19 protein-coding genes and 1 pseudogene are annotated in these 20,045 nt (G+C 34.5%); 11 read left to right on the forward strand and 9 right to left on the reverse strand.

Features of this window, described 5'->3' with window-relative positions; all coding sequences use genetic code 11:
- Positions 1-53 precede the first annotated feature (53 nt).
- Both rpoN and ACRRVB_RS04485 read left to right on the forward strand, forming a co-directional pair.
- Positions 54-1,469: an RNA polymerase factor sigma-54 gene (gene rpoN / locus ACRRVB_RS04480; RefSeq protein WP_432466769.1), complete on the forward strand. Its 1,416-nt coding sequence runs from the start codon at positions 54-56 to the stop codon at positions 1,467-1,469.
- Between the two features lie 4 nt (positions 1,470-1,473).
- Positions 1,474-1,655, forward strand: a pseudogene (locus tag ACRRVB_RS04485) (IS5-like element ISCca5 family transposase); the annotation flags it as partial.
- 36 nt (positions 1,656-1,691) lie between these two features.
- Here the strand turns inward: ACRRVB_RS04485 and ACRRVB_RS04490 are convergent.
- The 3 genes from ACRRVB_RS04490 to ACRRVB_RS04500 form a co-directional block, all read right to left on the reverse strand.
- Entirely contained in the window at positions 1,692-2,573 is an 882-nt protein-coding gene (locus tag ACRRVB_RS04490) for a deoxyribonuclease IV (RefSeq protein ID WP_432466770.1), read from the reverse strand.
- A 296-nt stretch (positions 2,574-2,869) separates the two neighbouring features.
- On the reverse strand, positions 2,870-3,562 hold the full coding sequence (locus tag ACRRVB_RS04495) for a hypothetical protein (protein WP_432466771.1): 693 nt from the start codon (positions 3,560-3,562) through the stop codon (positions 2,870-2,872).
- A gap of 210 nt (positions 3,563-3,772) precedes the next feature.
- Positions 3,773-4,536 (reverse strand): IS5 family transposase gene (locus tag ACRRVB_RS04500; RefSeq protein WP_432466339.1). Its coding sequence is split into 2 segments (ribosomal slippage): positions 3,773-4,164 and positions 4,164-4,536, totalling 765 coding nucleotides; the frame shifts between segments, so codons are not numbered across the junction.
- A 70-nt stretch (positions 4,537-4,606) separates the two neighbouring features.
- Between ACRRVB_RS04500 and ACRRVB_RS04505 the strand changes: the two genes are divergently transcribed.
- Entirely contained in the window at positions 4,607-5,341 is a 735-nt protein-coding gene (locus tag ACRRVB_RS04505; protein WP_432466772.1) for an HD domain-containing protein, read from the forward strand.
- A gap of 154 nt (positions 5,342-5,495) precedes the next feature.
- On the opposite strand, the gene ACRRVB_RS04510 is transcribed toward ACRRVB_RS04505, so the two are convergent.
- From ACRRVB_RS04510 to ACRRVB_RS04525, 4 genes are all read right to left on the reverse strand, one after another.
- Entirely contained in the window at positions 5,496-6,623 is a 1,128-nt protein-coding gene (locus ACRRVB_RS04510) for a DNA polymerase III subunit (protein ID WP_432466773.1), read from the reverse strand.
- A 333-nt stretch (positions 6,624-6,956) separates the two neighbouring features.
- The gene (locus ACRRVB_RS04515; protein WP_432466774.1) at positions 6,957-7,214 is read right to left on the reverse strand and encodes a type B 50S ribosomal protein L31; all 258 of its coding nucleotides are present in this window, start codon (positions 7,212-7,214) and stop codon (positions 6,957-6,959) included.
- Between the two features lie 170 nt (positions 7,215-7,384).
- Positions 7,385-8,125, reverse strand: coding sequence for an adhesin (locus tag ACRRVB_RS04520; protein WP_432466775.1), 741 nt, complete (start codon positions 8,123-8,125; stop codon positions 7,385-7,387).
- Entirely contained in the window at positions 8,112-11,882 is a 3,771-nt protein-coding gene (locus ACRRVB_RS04525) for a baseplate J/gp47 family protein (protein ID WP_432466776.1), read from the reverse strand. The genes ACRRVB_RS04520 and ACRRVB_RS04525 overlap by 14 nt, the downstream gene beginning before the upstream one ends.
- Before the next feature lie 141 nt (positions 11,883-12,023).
- On the opposite strand from ACRRVB_RS04525, the gene ACRRVB_RS04530 reads away from it, so the two are divergent.
- Positions 12,024-12,587 carry a hypothetical protein gene (locus tag ACRRVB_RS04530; RefSeq protein ID WP_432466777.1) on the forward strand — a complete coding sequence of 188 codons (564 nt, stop codon included), beginning with the start codon at positions 12,024-12,026 and terminating at the stop codon, positions 12,585-12,587.
- 387 nt (positions 12,588-12,974) lie between these two features.
- Here ACRRVB_RS04530 and bioB read toward each other — a convergent pair whose 3' ends face one another.
- Entirely contained in the window at positions 12,975-13,937 is a 963-nt protein-coding gene (gene bioB / locus ACRRVB_RS04535) for a biotin synthase BioB (RefSeq protein WP_432466778.1), read from the reverse strand.
- 27 nt (positions 13,938-13,964) lie between these two features.
- Between bioB and ACRRVB_RS04540 the strand changes: the two genes are divergently transcribed.
- From ACRRVB_RS04540 to ACRRVB_RS04570, 7 genes are all read left to right on the forward strand, one after another.
- Positions 13,965-15,101: an aminotransferase class I/II-fold pyridoxal phosphate-dependent enzyme gene (locus ACRRVB_RS04540; RefSeq protein WP_432466779.1), complete on the forward strand. Its 1,137-nt coding sequence runs from the start codon at positions 13,965-13,967 to the stop codon at positions 15,099-15,101.
- Complete coding sequence (locus ACRRVB_RS04545; protein ID WP_432466780.1) at positions 15,098-15,754, forward strand: hypothetical protein; 657 nt, start codon at positions 15,098-15,100, stop codon at positions 15,752-15,754. The genes ACRRVB_RS04540 and ACRRVB_RS04545 overlap by 4 nt, the downstream gene beginning before the upstream one ends.
- A complete protein-coding gene (locus tag ACRRVB_RS04550) occupies positions 15,723-16,466 on the forward strand; it encodes a methyltransferase domain-containing protein (RefSeq protein WP_432466781.1) in 744 nt (247 codons plus the stop codon). The genes ACRRVB_RS04545 and ACRRVB_RS04550 overlap by 32 nt, the downstream gene beginning before the upstream one ends.
- Positions 16,463-17,080 (forward strand): dethiobiotin synthase, encoded by a 618-nt coding sequence (gene bioD, locus ACRRVB_RS04555; protein ID WP_432466782.1) that lies wholly within the window; start codon positions 16,463-16,465, stop codon positions 17,078-17,080. Before ACRRVB_RS04550 ends, bioD begins: the two co-directional genes overlap by 4 nt.
- On the forward strand, positions 17,071-18,336 hold the full coding sequence (gene bioA / locus ACRRVB_RS04560) for an adenosylmethionine--8-amino-7-oxononanoate transaminase (protein ID WP_432466783.1): 1,266 nt from the start codon (positions 17,071-17,073) through the stop codon (positions 18,334-18,336). Before bioD ends, bioA begins: the two co-directional genes overlap by 10 nt.
- 287 nt (positions 18,337-18,623) lie before the next feature.
- The gene (locus tag ACRRVB_RS04565) at positions 18,624-18,761 is read left to right on the forward strand and encodes a hypothetical protein (RefSeq protein WP_432466784.1); all 138 of its coding nucleotides are present in this window, start codon (positions 18,624-18,626) and stop codon (positions 18,759-18,761) included.
- A gap of 202 nt (positions 18,762-18,963) precedes the next feature.
- A complete protein-coding gene (locus ACRRVB_RS04570; protein ID WP_432466785.1) occupies positions 18,964-19,503 on the forward strand; it encodes a patatin-like phospholipase family protein in 540 nt (179 codons plus the stop codon).
- 356 nt (positions 19,504-19,859) lie between these two features.
- Here ACRRVB_RS04570 and ACRRVB_RS04575 read toward each other — a convergent pair.
- The coding region (locus tag ACRRVB_RS04575; protein ID WP_432446213.1) for a transposase at positions 19,860-20,045 on the reverse strand (186 nt) is incomplete at its 5' end.

Consider the following 20,045-nt stretch of genomic DNA (forward strand, 5'->3'; position numbering starts at 1 on the left):
CCAATAAGATCTAATCTATAAATAGTTTTTATTTAATCCAACTGAATGCTAAGATGCAGAAGTTACAATTAGAGCAACGGTTAACCCAGAAATTATCTGGACAACAAATTCAATTTATTAAGTTATTGCAAGTACCTACTATAGCACTTAACGACTACATCTCAAAAGAGGTTGCCACAAATCCTTTATTAGATGAGGTAAAAGAGGTAGAAAGTGAAGAACCATCTTGCATATCAGAACAACTTGCTCAGGATTTTTCTGATTATCGTTCGATTGATTTAAATAAAAAAATATACAAAACAGAGGGTCACCTTACTCGTGACCTTTGGACTCCAGCTATTGTTTCATTACAAGAAAAGTTAAGAGAACAACTTTATTTGCTCCACTTAAATAAAGTAGGGTATATAATAGGCGAACACCTAATTGGTAGTTTAGATCAAGATGGCTACCTTTCATGTGATTTGGAAACAGTTCTACAAGATCTTCATGTAATCCATTATTTAGAACTTTCTCTAGAAGAGGTTGAAGCAGTATTAACGGCTATTCAACATTTAGATCCACCTGGTATTGGAGCTAGAAATCTACAAGAGTGCTTATTAATTCAACTGAAAGGGCAAAATCAGAAAGATCCACTCATTCAATTGTCACAACGTGTGGTAAGCAGTTGTTTTGAAGCTTTTACAAAGAAACACTACCATGTAATGGTTAAAAAATTAGGACTTGCTGACACAAATCTTTTAAAGAAAGCACTGGCGCACATTGCTCGGCTTAATCCCAGACCAGGCCAATATCATAATGGAATAGCGTATAGCAATAATTATCTTACTCCAGACTTTATAATTTTAGAAAATCAAGGCAAGCTTAGTGTTGAACTGGTCCACTACCCTATTTATAAGCCACGCTTTAATAAAAGATATCTTAATATACTAGAAACGTATGAAAAAAAACGGAAACAAGATGTAGAAAGTCAGGAGATGATTGCCTTTTTAAGAAAAAATCTAGAGCATGCCAAATGGTTTATGGAAGCGCTAAGTCAGCGGAGTCAAACACTTTTAAAGACTATGGAAGCAATTTTACAACTGCAATATGCTTTCTTCTCAGAAGAAGAAACTGATAAACTAAAACCAATGGTTTTGCAACATGTAGCAGATAAAGTTGGTATGGATGCTTCTACTATTTCAAGAATTGTCAACCAAAAGTCAGTACAAGGCCGGTTTGGCGTATATCCTCTAAAGTTTTTTTTCTCTGAAGGCATCAACAGATCTACTGGAGAGGATATTAGCAATAAGGTTGTTAAAAACAGAATTTTAGAATTAATTAATAGTGAGCATAAACAAAATCCTTACTCGGATGAACGTATTGTAGCATTATTGGCAGACGAGGGATATAATGTGGCACGCCGTACCGTAACTAAGTATAGAAAGCAATTGCATCTACCAGTTGCTAGGTTACGAAAAATACTCATATAACATGTGTACTATTGCTCATAACCTACGACTGATTACAAGAAAATTATTCTTAACACCGTCACAATCAAATAAATTAAAACCTATATAATTTAAATTCTTAATTTAAAACCAGTTATACCTATATCTTGGGTAGGAAAAATAGAGCGCCTGCTAAACCATAAATATTATAAAGAAATATCCATTCAATATCTTTATCCAAAAAAATATTTCAGGACCGACTATTTAGTAAATACTACGCAGGAGTTCTATTTCTTTTGTCCACATAGTTGTACCATTAGGTGTTTCCAAATATTTGGGAATCCTGTAAAGTTTTGGATGACGCATCATGGCTTTGAAACCATCCATGCCTATTTCCCCATTTCCTAAGTTAGCGTGCCGATCCTTTCTTGAACCAAGTGGCGTCATGGAGTCATTCACATGTAGTGCATAGAGGTGGTTTAGGCCAACAATTGATTCAAATTTTGCCAATGTATTTACCCATCCATCTACTGTACGGATGTCATAGCCTGCTGCAAAAATATGGCAAGTATCTATACAAACTCCAATCGGAACTACTGTTTTGACTCGATCGATTATATAGGCTAACGCTTCAAAAGAATGGCCCACAGTAGAGCCTTGACCTGCAGTAGTTTCTATAAGCAAACGTAAGGTAGTTTCTGGTTGAAAAAGTGATTCACAGGTCGATAAACTTTGCACAATTCGGTCTAAACAGGCTAGTGTATTGTCTCCGGTTGCAGCGCCTGGATGAAAATTTAAATAGCTAATTTTTAAAGCCAAGCAGCGTTCTATTTCTTCTAAAAAAGCCTCACGACTTTTGGCCAATAGATCTGCTTTATTGGAGCCAAGGTTGATCAAATAACTGGCATGACTCATCACTTGTTTCATAGCAGTAACTTCTAACGTATGGTGCCATTTATCCAGCTCTGCTTGCTGCAGTGTGCTACTTTTCCATTGACGTTGGTTGCGGGTAAAAAGTTGTATAGTAGTTGCACCTATTGTTGCACCATGTAATAAGGCATTGTGGAGCCCCCCTTGGGTAGAGGTATGGGCACCAATGAGTGGGAAAGGGACTTCTATGTTTGATGGTATTTGTATCTGTACCATATCATGCGCATAGATTACTAAAATTTAAAATCCAATTCATAAGTATATAAGATTGCATGCAAAGTATTGGTTGGATTATAAATATACCACAATTTTTTGGGACCAAACATATAGGCTATTATCTGAGATTATGGATAAGTTTAACACACTTACCCACAATATCAGATAATCTACTATATAATTTTCATTCTTTTACAAATTATTTCTGTAGCGTTTCTAGTTAAAAATCACATGCAATGGTTCCTCTAAAACAAATGATCCAAAAATCAAAATCAACTGTAGAGATGAGAGAACCACTACGTACCAAGGAACCAAAATTTTTCCCATAAGGAAGGAGCAGCAGGGGGCTGAAAATTTGTAATATTTTCTTCCGTATATGTCATATTATGACTTCTACCGTTAGGGGAATATGCACTATATGACATATTTTGAGCATATTGATTGTTGGTATTATGGTTGATTACAGTACTATGATTATTATCATACAGTGTACTGCCACTGATTGAATGAATCAAGTAATTCACGAATGTTAAATTCTCATTATTTCCCAATGCTAAAAGATGATGAGCCATACTACTTGTACTAGTAGAAGAGCCATTATGTGGAATGTTAGGTGTCTCTGGTGGTAATGTTGTATGTGAGTGATTAACATTATCCCTATGTTTAGTAAACCACTGAGGTATGTTGATTATCTGGTTTGTGGATTGGAATGCACGCAAACCACTACGGACCATATTAGCAATACTGTTTATAAATGAGTTATCTGTATGGCTATAAGCGCTATTGGTCACAGGTTGGGTTGGCTCAGTATCGTGCATACCGTTGGTTTCTGCAACTAGAACATGCGGATGGTTGTCTTCGGTTATTTTATACCCATCACCTATATCCCTACGTGCTCTGGGGTGCGCTTTTAAGCCTTCAGGACTTTCTCCATGATGATGGAGATGTTCATCAAGATTATCTAAGTTTAGTAGTGGTATTACATGCAAACTCTCTATATCTTTTTGTTTATCATGTATAAATTGCTCTATAGTACTCAGGCTTGGGGTTGTATTTAGACGATCTATTATGATGTTTATCCAGCTCTCTGGTAATGATGTACCAAAACAACTATCATCTATCTTACGTAAATCTTTTTTTTCTATACCTGGATATTTTAATAGCCATTCATTATATGATTTGCATGCTAGATAGTGTCGTCATAAAAAGTTAGCCCATAAATGGATACATCTAATTTGGACAGCTGCCAAGAAGGATGCTGTGTTCTTTGCATACCTAGTGGAGATTCCTCTCCATTGCTTAATTTTGAGAAACATATTCTCAATAAGATGTCGGAATTTATATAAATTCTTGTCAAAATAACGTTTTGTTTTTCTGTTTTTCTTGGAAGGGATAACAGGAACAATACCTTTTTCTATAGTATATTTAATGATTTTATCGGTATCATAGGCACGGTCTGCCAACAAATGCTTTGGAGTTATCCCCTCAATAAGATATGGAGATTGGCTACAATCAGCTCTGGTACCTTCTGTGATAATAGCTCTGATCGGCATACCAGACGCATCCACGGCCAAATGTAGCTTCGTATTAAGCCCCCTTTTGTTCGACTCATAGATTGGTTGCCTCCTTTTGCACCCGTTCCATGTATATGTACTTTAATATAAGTAGCATCAATCATAAGCCATTTAAAATCAGTATTATTAATCAGTTTTTCTAAGATCCTCTCCCATATACCATTATCTCTCCAGCGAGAAAATCTACGATGAGTGTTTTTCCAATCTCCATAGCTCGATGGAAGATCACGCCAAGGAGATCCTGTACGTAAAATCCAAAATACTGCATTAATAAACAGTCTATTATCTTTGGCAACAGCTCCCCAACCTCCTTGTTGACCTGGAAGTAGAGGTGATAAAATAGACCATACTTTGTCTGAAATATCATGACGGTGAATCCATTTAGACATCTATAAATATAATTGATGTTATGATCTAAAAATATAATATGAACTACAAAACAAATATACAAAATATTTCATGACGACACTATCTAGTGAGATTCGTGATAAGATGACCTACAAACTTCCTATAGATTCCTTAACTGTAGAAACGCCTGTTACCCCTAAAGAGCAAGCTGATTCAATGATGGAACTAATGAAATTCCATGATCATATCTGTAAATCATCTTGTGAAGATGATCCTATTGATCCAAGTATAATTTCAGGCATACTTTTATTATTGCGTGAACACTTTGGATTTAAGCGTCATGCTTCAGGCCAATTATTTTATGTACGAGCAGTAGGTATTTCTAAACTAGTAGTCGATTGGGTTTTCCATTCTCCTAAGGTGGTTTATGCTTCTTTACTTTATGGGTTAGTACGCCGTACTTGCTTGCCTCTTTCTTATATCCAGCAACATTATAACTTGGGTGTGTATGCCTTTGTATTGAATGTAGTTGGTATAGATAAAAGAGAGGAACTAGATCATCCTTCTTTACTTTATGTGAAGAATCGATTAAAACAATCCATTCAAGAAGATCATGTACAGCTTTCTGTTTTGTTTATCAAACTAGCTGAGCGGCTCTATGACCTAAGGCAATCAGAAAGTTATATTAATACAAAAGAGGTACAACATATGGCTCAGGAGACACTAGCCATAGATATTAAAATAGCTTATACATACTTAGAGCCAGAGATAGCACAGGCGTTAGAAGAAGCCGCTAAACAGGCATTGGAGGTTTGTAAAAATAGAGGCAGGAACAAAAATAGTTAGTTGGACCATCCCCGTCTATAAACCGATAGAAAGTTACGGTTTCGATCCAAAATTCCGGTAGATTTAGTTTTCAATCCGTAAATCTCTGTTGAAATATTCAATATAAAAGTTGATCCGTAAAAGTCAATAGTTTATTTAGTCGGCCCTGAAATAGCTAAACAGAGGCAAAAACATTTATAATTTGGATAGACATATGGAGGTAAACCATTTTTGCATTGCCATTTCGTTCTACATAATAATAAGCCTGCATCAATTCTGTTATAATCTCTTTTAATTGGTTTATAGTCACATTAAGACCAAGCTTTTTGACAAACGTTGCCTCAGCAGGTAAACCTATTTGAAAAAGTGAATCATTGAATTTGCCCAATAAGGTAGCTCGACTCATCTGTAGTGCATAAGTAAAAAAATTCTTTTGTGCTTCAATAGATAGTTTATAAAATACTTCAGATTGGGCAACTAATTTAATCAAATTACCACTATAGCAACAACGTATCCACTGGCTAAAATAGTCAAAGTTTTCCCCAACACTTTGCTCGATCAATTGAAAGGCTTTAGACAGATTCCCTTGAGCCAGAAATGCTATTTCTTTACATCGATGGCCATCTAAATCGCTATAGCTATTGCGCAACATTTGTTCAATGGCTTCTTCTGAAAAAAGAGGAATAGCATGCTGTTGCACACGTGATTTAATGGTTGGTAATATTTTTTCACTATTGGAACCAATTAATAAAAAAACAGTACAAGGAGGTGGCTCTTCTAAGGTTTTTAATAGTGCATTAGCTGCTGTATGATGGAGATATTCTGGTAGCCATATGCAAACAATTTTATATGGCCCCATAAAAGGTTTTAAGCTAAGTTGTTGAATAATTTTCCCAACCTCTTTTTTACTAATTTGACATTGTTTACGATCGAAGTGCATGGCACTAATCCACTCTTCTAAGGTCAAAAAAGGATTTTTTTTAAGCAAATTACGGAATGTCTCTAGATAATTTTTATCTGATTGCGGATCAAAAATTGCACTACTAGTTTTTTTAGGAAAAACCAGTTGCAAATCGGGATGGGTCAATTTTTCCATGCTAGCACACGAAAAACAGTTGCCACAAGCATCTGTTTGATTAGGGGAGCTACAATTTAAATAAGTAGCAAAAGCTAATGCTAAAGCAAGATTTGCAGAACCAGTAGGACCTAGAAAAAGCTGCGCATGTGCCACCTTATGCGTAGCAGCCACTCTTATTAAAGCATTTTTAAAAGCATCGTGGTCGGGTATCTTGGCAAATTGCATATCAAATAATAGATTTAAAATCTTTGCGACTTGAACACCTAGTCTATTCCTATTTTTCAATAAGACTATATACTCACAAGAAGCTGATGCACATAACAAGAAACTTTTATGTATGCTAGATTACTTTTTTATTAACTTAAAATCAGACAAAAAAGTTAAACACCAATGAAAAAATTGACTTAACAGATATGGCTACAACTGGAAACATCAAAAGAAACTTTGACACAACCACTAACAGGTTACTTTAATTGGGACCATCGACTAAGCTTAACACCAAGCTATATTTATTTATTGATCAGAACAAAAAAGAGACTTTATAGATCATTAGTCCATTTAAATAGTAGGATTTTTCTTTTTATATTTTTGATTGAAACGCTCAATCCTACCTGCTGTATCTACAAAAATTTTCTTACCTGTATAAAAAGGATGGGAAACATAACTCACTTCTACTTTAAACAAAGGATATGTTTTTTTATCTTCCCACTCAATAGTTTCTGATGTATGTATAGTAGAACGCGTCATAAACTTAGCACCACTAGAAGTATCTAAAAAGACAACTGGCCTATATTCTGGATGAATGTTTTTTTTCATAAGTATATAAGTATATTAAATGATATAATTGATTGAATAAAAGTATGCCCCAAATCTAGGAAAATTTACGCATTATCTCTACGTTTTTTTTGTTAAAAAATAGTACTTCGTCTCTTCAACCCTTTGATGCATCAGAAAGGTTCTTGTATAAAAGGGCTAGTGATCCAATGTTATTGGTGCACAGCTTCATATTCTTCTTCCTCCCACCATAAATTGGTTACATAATACTTAATCATACTATCTTCTCCATAATCACGTTGCGTTTTTATCTGTAAGGTATAGTTAAAAGTATCTCCAGTCCAACGAAACTTAATTTTATTTCTAAAACTTCCATAATAGGCTTTTACAGTACTAACCTTATTACTAGAATCTCCAAATGTGCTGAGTGCTATAGCATGACTCATAGCATATAAACCACGTCCTTTTTTACCAATTTTAGCAATGACTTCAAATGCATGGCATGCATTTAATGGAGGGGTAATATTATACCAACTGCCATCTCCAGGGACTTCACCAGAAGCATATGCTCCCCTACGCCCATGCATACTGATGTTACCATTTACAGTTAATTTTTCTGATGGATTGGTGGTGCCTATACCAACATGGCCATTAGACTGTACAAGGAATCTACTCTCCCCTTCTTTATCAACAAGATTAAACCCAAAAGATGGCGTATTTTTAGGATATTGTTCAATACTCCAGGTAGGTTTAAAATCATTTAAGTCATTAAAAAAGGTTATCAACTTAGCAGAACTACCTTTAGGAGATAAACTTAAACCATAATCTTGAGAAAAAACTTTATCATCTTGTTTATGGAACATAGAGTCTATCAAATCTTCAAAATCACGCTGGGTAGGAATAGATCCCTTTTCAAAGCTTTTCTTTAGTTCTTCTCTACTAGTGATGGCCATGATCGGTTTTAATGTATTTTTTAGTGATTAAACAGTATTCTTCTACGCTTGGTATGGGGCTATCTTGATCTATACATGGCAACGGTTCTTCTTCTTTAGGTACTTGCCATGGACCTACTATAAAATCTTCAGCAATAGCCATATCGCCTATGCTACCATGACGCAATTTCAGAGCAGTATCAAATGTATCCACAACAGCTATTTTATGCTTTTTTGAAGAAACCATGACAGACCATGGATGGCTGGCAAATAAATGGCTATCATAGGTGGTTATCTTATCTAACTTTAAATTTGGAGGTTTACCAGCATACTTTAATATAGAAAAATTTCCTATGCCTTCTACATAATAACGGTTATTAATGAAGTCTATAATTTTAGAAGTAGGTATACTACCACCCAACTGGACATCTTCTGATGGGTTCAATAACCATGGAGAAAAAAAGTTATATAAATCTTGGTGTAGTAAATTTAAAAACAATCCTTTTTCATAATCTGGTTTAAACTTAACCGTAACATTAACCTTCACATCCTCATAAGTGGGATTTACTACTTCACATTTTATAAATGGAGCACTTACACTTTGAATATATGTTTTAATTTCAGCTAATAGCTGCCTACTTATCATAGGCATACCCAGACTAAGATCTGTTTTAGCCATCACTACAATGGTTATATGACCAGGATTTACCATATCATTCCTCTTTTTTGAGGTATGGTTGATACACTTTACTCTGAAAATTTCTGGAAATTTTTCAAGGATAAGTCGTTCATAATCCCAGACCGATATAGCCCTATTTTTATGTCTTAACCGCTCACTAACCCGTCTATATAAAGCTTGATGATTTTCAAACTGTCTTCCCCCAAAGGTTTGACAAGGTTGTAGGACCAATTCAATACCTTCTATAGGGTTTTGGAGCTGTTGAATTGATTTTTCGGGTAATACTGGAGCAGAAAAAACACCATTTTTATCCATAAATCTTGATACAGGAGCGGCTTGTATATAAACGCCTACTATAGTGGGTAGGACCCCTACATCATTCATAAATTGTGCTTTAAACCAGGTTAATCCTGGCTTCATACAGGTATTATTTTTACTGAGATCGCTGGGCAATTTAGATAAATCAAAAATCATAATGCCAGATTTGGATAACCCATTGGTGCCGTCTACAACAATCGCTTCCTCAAAGGGCTCCCAAGTATTATCATATAAGTAGAACCATTTGGGTCTTGGGGTTTCTTGATCTGCACTATTTTCACGAATAGCTATATGCATGGATAAATTTGTACCATTTAGATCTTCTATGCCAAAAGCTATAAATTGCTCTGGTATCAATGGCAATAATGTAACTGGTGCCACTAAATTGCTGGGAAATACCTTCAAATAGCCAAAAGAAGCAATACGAAAAAAACTATTGAGATACTTTTCTTCCTCTTCTCCAGGAGGAGAAGTCAATACAATAGACTCTTCTGCTTCATAATCTACGGTAATGGCCTTAATACGGGGTGTATAAGGTTGATTCAAAATAATGGCATCTTCTTCTTTCTTTTTCTGAACGTTTTTAACGAGTACACTACTCATCAAATTGGGATATATAGCATGACCAAAAGCTTGTTCGGATGTATATAATTGTAATTTTAAAAAGCCAGCTGCTGTTTTAGGACCATAAACGGAAACATCTAACGGCGTGTTTGTTTTAGTGATCCGTAATGCAGCTAGATCAATTTCGCTAATGGTTCTAAGATCATCTAACCGCTCACTACCTTTACTTGTTTTGACAATTTGAAAAAGAGGTACCCGTTGTCTATTTTGAACATAAGATGGATTCCAATGCTGATGATTTAAGTAAGAAATAGTGACTTTGAAGTCATCATTGTTGACTTTAATAGGATAGGCATCATAATAGCTCTTAAATCCCCCTTCTATAGTAGGAAGACTATCCCATTTGATATGTATTTTCAAATCAGTCAAATTTTTAGAAAAAATTTCGCCACTCCCTATATAAAAACTACTGTCTAACTTAGCTAACGGGCCAAACGGTTCAAAAATTTGACTATTATCAATAATACCTAATTGATTCTGAAGAATTAATCCACGATATCCCTGTACACTAACCTTTAGATCTATTCTTTCCAGTACCAATCCACTTAAAAGGTACAAACCAGTAAGTGATGCCCCATCACGTATGCCAATAGATAAAGTAGGCGTTCCAGGATTCACTATAGTCCCTTTGTATCCGGTAGGCAACGCTTCCACTGGTGGTACTTCTGTATTTAGGGATAGTGTCATATCTAGACAACAGGTATCATGGATAAACTGTATCGTTACAAATTCTTTTGGTATATCCAACCATCCATCTTTAGTGGTAATTTGTACCCTTAACATGCTGTGAAAGATATCTGATAATTGTTTTAACAATTCTTCATTATCAATTTCTTTATTTGGATTCCGCGTGATTAATAGCTGAAAAGACTCAAAGTTAAACTTCCATTTTATATAAATGGTACGGATGCCTTCAGCAAGGTACAATAAAGGGGAACCAACCAATAAAGCCAAGTGTTGGTTGGTTTGCTTTTTGGCTACTTTATTATCTTCTAAGGTAGGGAATAGTTGAAAAGGAAGGGTCTGCAATAGTTCGCTATTATAAGTAGCAGCAGATAATTTAATAGTTTGATATCCTTCTTTATCGATTTTTTTAGTGGTAAATAGGGTATTAATCTCAGATATTTTGGCTTTATTTACAGTTAGATTCCTTTTTGTTTCAAACAAAATATCTTCACCATTCACTGGATTTTTTGCAACCAAAAGGCTTCCTTCTGGTACAAAAGCAAAAGAATAGTTGGGACTAAGCACAAAATGCACATAAGCCTGGTCTGGAATAGAAGGATTATTATTAAATTTTAATACATGCCTATAGTAGTGGTCTAAGGTCCTTTGTGGAATATAATTAAGGTGTGCATCTGCATACTCTAGCAGCTGTAAAAAAGCTATCAAAAGCGCCATATGCGGTTCTTTGTTTTTAGAAGAAAGGGTGTCAAAATAATCGCTAGCAGATAACGCTTTTAAGGTATAAATAGTATTGAAAACTGCGTCAAAAAAATCATCAAAAATATCGATAACCTGATCATCATTAAGCTGTCTACCCTTTACTTCATCACAAAGCAAATCGGATTTTAATTGCCATAAAGAAGTATTATCGCACTTCTGATATAGAAAAGTAGAAAAGTTTATAAAAGATTGAATAGAACTGGTTTGATAATGCTGCTGGATCAACCCATATATTTTAGTGATATGGATATTGATTTCTTCATCTATAATGGTAGCTAGTTTTATTCGAACAACATCTTCATTGGATAGGTTTTTATACCAATAATCCAATAATATGATCAGCTCTTGCGCCACAGACAATATGGTCTCCATAGACTTGCCATCTGAAATGGCTCTATGCGTACGCCGTAGTGTTAAAAAATCTTCATGCATACGTTTTTTTAACGTATCAATATTGGTATGTAAAATTAAAGAACGTACAACAGTATCATCCTGCTCTAGAAATTTTCGCCAAATATTTTGATCTATTCGTTGATTGTTGTTGTCGTAGTAAGCTAATAAATCTGTATATAGATAAAGAAAGCGAAGGTGATCACTAAGTTGTCTATCACTAATCAATAGATCGTTTTCTACTAATTGAGGGAGTAATCGTTCAGCATGGCAGGTGCCTCTTCTGGCAAATAAAATATTAAGCTTCTTTTGAATATTCATACATTTAAACTATGATCTTTTTCCAAAAATTAAGATATTGGGTTAAAAGTAAGGCAAATGTGGTTCAGTAGACAATCGCCCTGCCTTCACATTAATCTAACCTAAAAATCACTTATAAAAAAGTAATTAAGCTAAAAATTTATGCACTTCTTATCTTATGTACTGAGCATAGTTGCTTGTATAACAACAAATCTTAAATGGAATCATTCTACTATCTCTTGCCACAAAGGAGAGGTGGTTGTACAAACCTTGTGTGATATGGAATCGGATACTACGAATGAGCAAGATATGCCTGCTGATGCTTTAGATGAAATACTCAAAAAGGAGACCCATTCTGAAGGTGCGATTCAAAACATATTAGGTGGTTTGGCACTTTGTTACAACGTTTTAACCAATCTTCTTTTATACCCAATTTTTTCTTTTTTACTATTGCTATTGTCAATAGGAGCTATTGTACTGGGTGCACTTTGGATAAAGAAAATAAAAAATGAAAAATCAATTTCTACAAGATGGATCCTATGTAGTTGTTTGTATTTACTTTTGTATTTAGATCTATTTTTAGTCGTCTACCAGAAAAAGAAAATTCTTTTTTTAATGCTAGAATTGGAAAAAGATCTTTTTTTAATAATCGCTGCTGCATGTATAGGTTATGTAGTAGGGAAGTTCTTTTCTAGTAAATTTTTCGAAGAAAAAGAATTGCCCTAGCTGCAAAGGTTCTGTCGCATTTGTTAAAAAAAATGGTTAAATTAAGGTTTTAGTTTAAAACTTTGGTGCTATCGGATCTGGCTAAAAAAAATCGTTACATTAAATTTTTGGGTTAAAACTTTAATGGATATGTTTGCTATTACCGCCAGGTTATTCCCCCATTCTAAAGGATTTTGTTGATCAGCGGAAGTAATTTTGTCGTACGTTATATGTATGAAATATCGTTTTTCTTTAAAGCTATAGAGATCTAGAAGAGATGATGCCTATACAAAATCAACGACAGAGGCGACAGAGGCGTTTTTATAGTTCTCTTTTCCAAATCAGTTTAAATCTAAGAAGGGGAAAGCGTTTTTAACGTAATCTTCTATTTTTACAATGATTTTAAAATTATGCATCTGTTGGCATAGCCTTTATAACCATTTTTTTCAATCCCAACTTTTGGAATAAATTATGATCTTGTTCTGGTATTGGATTTTGAGCGGTAAGTAGCTTTTCACCATAAAAAATTGAATTGGCTCCAGCAAGAAAAGATAATGCTTGTAATGCATCTGACATTTTTTCTCGTCCAGCTGATAAACGAATATAAGATGTTGGCATCATGATGCGGGCTACTGCAATCGTACGAACAAAATCAAAGGGATCAATATCGTCTACATGCTCAAGGGGCGTTCCAGGAATCTTCATCAGCATGTTAATCGGAACGGATTCTGGTGGCGTATCCATATTGGCAAGAAGCATCAACATTTTTATGCGATCTTGATTGGTTTCTCCCATACCAAGAATGCCACCACAACAAATCTTAATGGCTGCACTACGGATCTGTTCCAGGGTATTTAAACGATCTTTAAAACTACGTGTCGTTATAATTTTATCGTAATACGCTTCCGAGGTATCCACATTATGATTGTAAAAATCTAACCCAGCCTTTTTGAGCATATTAGCCTGGCCATCTTTTAGTAAACCAAGTGTAACACAGGTTTCAAGGCCTAGCTTTTTTACTTCTTTAACCATTTCGCAAACAATCTTTAAATCTTGATCGCGTGGCCCACGCCAAGCTGCACCCATACAAAAGCGGGTGCTGCCCGATTCTTTTGCACGCTTGGCTGCTGCAACTACTTCTAAAATGGTTGATAAAGACTTTTTTTCTAATCCAGTGTTATAGTGTGCCGATTGGGGACAATAAGCGCAGTTTTCAGGACAACTACCTGTTTTAATACTTAAAAGTGTACTAACTTGGATTTCACTAGGATTAAAGTGTTTCCTATGTTCTTTTTGTGCTGCATACATTAACTCTGGAAATGGAAGACTAAAAACTTTGTCTACCTCAGAAAAAGTCCATTTTGGAACCATTATTTTGACATTTTTTTAGATAAAATTATGTATAAGTCATATTATAAATACCTCCATGAAGAAAAATGTAAAGAAAAATATAGACAGTTACAATTAGATTTGGATAAAAACCACATTGATTTCTCTACGAATGATTATCTTGGGCTCAGTAAGTCAAAAGCAGTATTGTTAGCAGCACAATCTGCTGGAAAGGAATTTGGTGTAGGTGCTACAGGTTCTCGTTTGCTATCTGGTAATAAAGGTCTATTTCAGCCTTTTGAAAATAAAATTGCCCAAGATAAAAAAACAGAAGCAGCACTTATTTTTAATTCAGGTTTTCAGGCTAATATAACAGTCCTTTCTAGTCTATTAGATGCATCAGTATGGGGTAGTAGACCTATGGTTTTTTTTGATAAATTGAATCATGCAAGCTTGTATCAAGCTGTATTTTTAAGTCATGCTGAGCTTATACGCTATCAACATAATGACATGGATCATTTAAGTAAGTTGTTGACCAAACACAAAGATGATAAAAGACCAAAATTTATTGTTACAGAAACCATTTTTGGTATGGATGGAGATATAGTACCCATAGATGAAATTTTTACCATTAGTAAAGAAAATGAATCTTTTCTATACTTAGATGAAGCACATGCAACGGGTATGATTGGCCATAATGGCTATGGATTATCCACGCATATTAATCTTTCAGAAATTCCGCACTTAGTATTAGGTACTTTCAGCAAAGCTTTGGGCTGCTTTGGTGCATATGTTGCTTGTGCTAATATCCTAAAGGAGTACCTGATTAATAAATGTCCAGGGTTTATCTACTCAACTGCCCTTTCTCCAATGGTAATTGGAGCGGCATCTAAAGCTTGGGACTTAGTAAGACATTATACTACTCAACGTCAAAATTTATATTCTAAAGCTAAAAAACTCAGAGCAAAATTACACCACCTTGGATTTAATATAGGTCATTCAATAACCCATATTATACCAATCATTATAGGTAATGAACGGCATGCCATCCATCTAAAAGAGCAGCTTTTAAAACATCGATTGGTTGTTTCTATGGTACGTCCACCTACGGTTCCACCTGGTACGTCAAGGTTACGCATTGCACTCAATACAAGTCACAGTGATGAGGATTTAAACTATTTAGTAGAGATACTTAAGCAAGTATGAAACCGCTTTTTATATTTTGTCATGGTTGGGGATTTGATCAGCAGTTTTTTGAGCCACTTATAAAAGAATACTTTCCTACCGTTGGCTGTTACTCCTTAGACCTTGGTTATTTTGAAGATGCAAAAATAGACCTTCCCACTGACCAGCTATTTATTGGTGTGGGCCATTCCCTTGGATTTATAAAATTAGCCTCCCTAAAGGTAAAATTTACGGCACTTATTGGAATACAGGCTTTTATAAACTTTTTAGGATTTGATCCACAATTGGAAAAAAAAAGAAAGATAGAACTTAAAACGATGGTAAAGTATTTTCAGAGCAATCCGAGAGATACATTGACCTCATTTCATAAACGTTGTGGACTAGATTATACCCTTTCTAAAAGTTTTAATACAACAAAGTTAATGCAAGATTTAGCATTGCTCGCTACCAGACATCCATTGCCAGCTATGCCACTGTTGATAATAGGTGCAAAAAATGATACTATTGTACCTCCATCTCTGATATATGATAATTTTAGTAAATTAAGTAAATATGTTAAAGTTATAGTACATCACAAAGGTCATCATTGCTTAGGCCTATATGAACGTCATTTTATATATCAGCAAATTATAAATTTTTTACATGAAATTGGCCAAAGCATACATACAACGTAACTTTGACAGAGCAAGCGCATCTTATGATGCAACTGCTTCTATTCAAAAAAAATCTGCTACACAGTTAATTGATTGCTTGAAAAAGCATTTTCCTACATGCCATCCAGATACTATCTTAGACCTGGGTACAGGTACTGGATATATTCCAGAAATCTTATTTTATGCTTTTCCTGAAAGCAAGTTTACTTTAAATGACTTATCATCTAATATGCTTGATCAAGCAAAAAAGAAACTCCCTAGTAAAAAAGTCAGCTATATTTTAGGTGATATGGAAGTACAAGATTTCGATTTTCATGACCTTATCATCTCTAATTTGGCACTACAATGGGTAGACGATTTATATAAAACAATAAGAAAGTTTTACGAAAAATCACATTTTTTTGCTTTTTCATGTTTACTGGATGGTACATTTAGTGAATGGTTTAAAATATTTATAGACGCCTCCCTGCCCCCACCCATCCATTGGTATCCATCTAGACCAGCATTAGCGCATTATATAGGTTCCTTACAACCCAGTAAATACTTTTGCGATACATGTGCATTTGATCTCGTTTTTTCAAATGCAGCCGACTTTATGAAATACTTAAAGGCACTGGGAGCAAATTACAGCCACCAGCACATTCCGATAAGTGATTTAAAAAATATTATTAAGATCTATAGAGATACAATTAAGGTCACCTATAAAGTATTTTTTTGCATTTTAAGTAGATGAAAATTTTTATAACTGGAACAGATACAAATGTTGGTAAGACCATTATAAGTAGCTGGCTTTGTCTACATACTGGATACGGTTATTTTAAACCCATTCAAACTGGATCTATCTTAGGTAGAGATAGTTGTACAGTCCATCAATTAACTGGCATGCATGTCTATAAAGAAGCATTTCTCTTTAAAGCACCCTTATCCCCCCATTTGGCCGCATCAATGGAAAGCAGCCAAATTGATATCAACAAAATAGAGCTACCTAAAGTCAACGATTTAATTATAGAGGGTGCTGGAGGCATTCTTGTTCCGATTAATAAAAATATACTTATGGTTGATCTAATAAAGCAGTTTGGCATACCGGTCATCTTAGTAGCTCGGTCTACACTTGGCACCATTAACCACACATTGCTAAGTTTAGAAGCGTTGCGTGCAAGGAATATAGATGTACTAGGGATAATTTTAAATGGACCCTATCATCAAGATAATCTTCAAACTATAGAATTTTATGGTAAAACGGAAGTGTTGGCATCTATCCCCAAAATAGAGCATATCACCCAAAAATACTTAATAGGAATACCCCTTACCGCTGCATTACAAACTATTTTTAAGCTATGCATCTAAAGGAAAGAGATCGCAAACTGATATGGCATCCATTTACGCAAGAAAAAACAGCTGAACCGCCTATTGCCATTAAAAGAGGCTATGGTTCTTATCTGTATGATACAGATGATAAACCATACTTAGATCTTATCTCTAGTTGGTGGGTAAATGTACATGGTCATGCGCATCCCGATATAGCGAAAGCTATACATGCGCAAAGCATGACTTTAGAACATGTGATTTTTGCTGGATTTACCCATGAACCTGCCGTACAGCTTTGTGAAAAACTCCAGCCTTTGCTACCAGGGTTTTCCAAATTCTTTTTTTCAGATAATGGCTCTACAGCTGTTGAAGTAGCACTAAAGATGGCTTATCAATATTGGCGCAATCAAGGTGTACTTAAAAGAAGCATCTTTTTAAGTTTTGATGGTGGATATCATGGCGATACATTTGGTGCAATGAGTATAGGGGTAAAATCTGGTTTTCATACGCTATTTTCAGATCTATTTTTTTCTGTTTTAACGATTCCTTTTCCTGCAACTTGGAATGGAGATGGAGCCATAGAAAGTAAAGAAGCCTATGCACTTGAAGTGTTGACCGCCCATTTAAATACCAATGGTGATACAATTGTTGCATTGGTCTTAGAGCCTTTAATACAAGGGGCAAACGGGATGAAGATGTGTCGTCCAGCCTTTGTTGAACAGGTCGTTCACTTGGTACAAAACTATGGAATTTTGGTAATTCTTGATGAGGTAATGACGGGATTTGGCCGTACGGGTACATACTTTTGTTTAGAACAAATTAACATTATACCAGATTTTGTATGCCTTGCTAAGGGGTTAACAGGAGGCTTTTTACCCCTTGCTTTAACCATTACAACGGAAAAAATTTATAAAGTATTTTGGGATGAACCACTGAACAAATATTTTGCGCATGGCCATTCTTATACAGCGAATCCTTTAGGCTGCGCAGCGGCCATTGCTTCTTTGGACTTATTAATGCAACCAACTACTATACAATCAATTCAAGCCATTCATCATACCCATACAAAAGAAATAGTCCATTTACCAGCAAAACATAAACGTGTTACCGGTACAATAGCCGCATTTGATGTAGAAAATCCAGAAACCTTGAAAAGAAAATGTTTAGAACAAGGACTTTTAATCCGGCCGCTTGGTAATGCTGTTTACCTATTACCTCCTTACTCTACAACCGTCTCTGAACTAGAAAAAGCTTATGAAAAAATTAAAAACATCCTTTGTTACTTATTGAAATAAGACTACAAACGTCCGAAAGATTAGAAAAGAAAAATATTAATTTTATTTCTTTATATTTAATTTTTATCAGCTTAAATGAAGGGTCTTAAATGCGAAACAAACTGAATTTTTAATTTAACAAGCATCACAGTAATAATCTATAGCAACGGTATCATCTAATTGTCTAGCTTTTAGAAAAATGGTACATTAGCTATGCCGGTATAGATTTTTTACTAGATATGGAAAGTAAACGATAACCCAGATTTACTAGAAACAATAAAAAAGCTAACCTAAAATTAAAAGCAATTGTGATGTGTATAGCTGAAAGATCAATACAAAAAGGTAAGCTAGAGGGGAAAAAAGAGCAACCTATTTCTATAGCTAAAGGCTATGCTTTTAAAAAGATGCTCTATAGAAAACATTACGCTCTTTACTGGTTTATCTAAGTCGTCTGATATTAAATATTGTGTATAGATGAGACAGATTTAAAATAATCAAGGTTAAAAAACAGGAATCTACTTTTTAAAAATTCTTTAACCCAATAGCCTCATAATAACTAAATTTTAAAACAAGTAGAAAAGCTATACAAAATCAATTATAGACGCGACAGAACCAATTAAAAACGATAAATAATCAAGTAAATTTAAAATGACAAGGTATGTTTTATCTGTAGATGGAGGAGGGATAAGAGGTATTATACCAGCGATAATACTAGCAGAAATACAAAAAAGATTAACCAACTTCAATAAATCTTTACCTGAAGTTTTTGATCTGATGGCAGGGACTTCAACAGGTGGAATCATCGTAGCTGGTTTATCTAAAAAAAATAGCCAAAATGAATTTGAATACTCCTCAATGGATTTATTTCAATTCTACAAGAATTATGGTCCGTACATCTTCAAACCATCATTTTTTAGACAAGAAATCCTTTATTGGTTCAATGGTGCTAAATATTCCTATAAAAACATAGAATTTGTTCTGAACAAGTACTTTGGAGAAGATACTATGGGTCATGCTTCAACTAACATACTTTTTACTAGTTATGACATTCATAACAATTGCCCTTTTTTCTTCAAAAGCTGGAAAGATCCTAATATTACGTTAAAAGATGCACTTAGATCTACAACAGCTGCCCCTACTTACTTTATACCAAAGTGTCTAAAAATTAACAAAAAAATAGAGTTTTAGTAGACGGCGGAATTTTTTCTAATAATCCATCTGCTGCTGCATATATAAGTGCTAAGGAATTATTCCCTAATGATGATATAGTGCTACTATCAATAGGTACTGGGACAAAAATTAAGAATCTAAATTACTCTGATGTAAAAAATATTGGCAAAATAGGTTGGATAAATCCACTAATCAATGTAATGTTTTATTCTGAATTAGAATTCGTAGATTATTTATTAGAACAAGCAATAGGTGATAATTATATAAGAATACAATCAAAATTAAAATTAGCATCTAACGAAATGGATAATATTACGATGAAGAATATCGAACTCTGGCTCTGTCCAATTAAGTGTGTAAAATATTTTTATGTTTTATTGAATTCTCTTTTCAAATTTAATTAAAAAATGTGCTATAGCCTCACTCCAATTATGAATAGGCATGGTCCACTTTTTGGTCATGTAGTTAATAGTTAAATATAAGGTTTTAAAAACAGCTATATCGTTAGGAAATACTCTTTTATTTTTAGTAACTCTACGGAATTGGCTATTTACAGATTC

Source organism: Candidatus Cardinium hertigii (genome assembly GCF_050864855.1).
In the GTDB taxonomy this organism is placed as follows: Bacteria; Bacteroidota; Bacteroidia; order Cytophagales; family Amoebophilaceae; genus Cardinium; species Cardinium hertigii_C.

Coding starts and splice junctions, on each gene's coding strand:
- ACRRVB_RS04540 (WP_432466779.1), top strand. CDS start 13,965: ATGTATAAGTCATATTATAAATACCTCCATGAAGAAAAATGTAAAGAA.
- bioB (WP_432466778.1), bottom strand. CDS start 13,937: ATGGTTCCAAAATGGACTTTTTCTGAGGTAGACAAAGTTTTTAGTCTT.
- ACRRVB_RS04505 (WP_432466772.1), top strand. CDS start 4,607: ATGACGACACTATCTAGTGAGATTCGTGATAAGATGACCTACAAACTT.
- ACRRVB_RS04530 (WP_432466777.1), top strand. CDS start 12,024: ATGCACTTCTTATCTTATGTACTGAGCATAGTTGCTTGTATAACAACA.
- ACRRVB_RS04545 (WP_432466780.1), top strand. CDS start 15,098: ATGAAACCGCTTTTTATATTTTGTCATGGTTGGGGATTTGATCAGCAG.
- ACRRVB_RS04515 (WP_432466774.1), bottom strand. CDS start 7,214: ATGAAAAAAAACATTCATCCAGAATATAGGCCAGTTGTCTTTTTAGAT.
- bioD (WP_432466782.1), top strand. CDS start 16,463: ATGAAAATTTTTATAACTGGAACAGATACAAATGTTGGTAAGACCATT.
- ACRRVB_RS04570 (WP_432466785.1), top strand. CDS start 18,964: ATGACAAGGTATGTTTTATCTGTAGATGGAGGAGGGATAAGAGGTATT.
- rpoN (WP_432466769.1), top strand. CDS start 54: ATGCAGAAGTTACAATTAGAGCAACGGTTAACCCAGAAATTATCTGGA.
- ACRRVB_RS04520 (WP_432466775.1), bottom strand. CDS start 8,125: ATGGCCATCACTAGTAGAGAAGAACTAAAGAAAAGCTTTGAAAAGGGA.
- bioA (WP_432466783.1), top strand. CDS start 17,071: ATGCATCTAAAGGAAAGAGATCGCAAACTGATATGGCATCCATTTACG.
- ACRRVB_RS04510 (WP_432466773.1), bottom strand. CDS start 6,623: ATGCAATTTGCCAAGATACCCGACCACGATGCTTTTAAAAATGCTTTA.
- ACRRVB_RS04490 (WP_432466770.1), bottom strand. CDS start 2,573: ATGGTACAGATACAAATACCATCAAACATAGAAGTCCCTTTCCCACTC.
- ACRRVB_RS04525 (WP_432466776.1), bottom strand. CDS start 11,882: ATGAATATTCAAAAGAAGCTTAATATTTTATTTGCCAGAAGAGGCACC.
- ACRRVB_RS04550 (WP_432466781.1), top strand. CDS start 15,723: ATGAAATTGGCCAAAGCATACATACAACGTAACTTTGACAGAGCAAGC.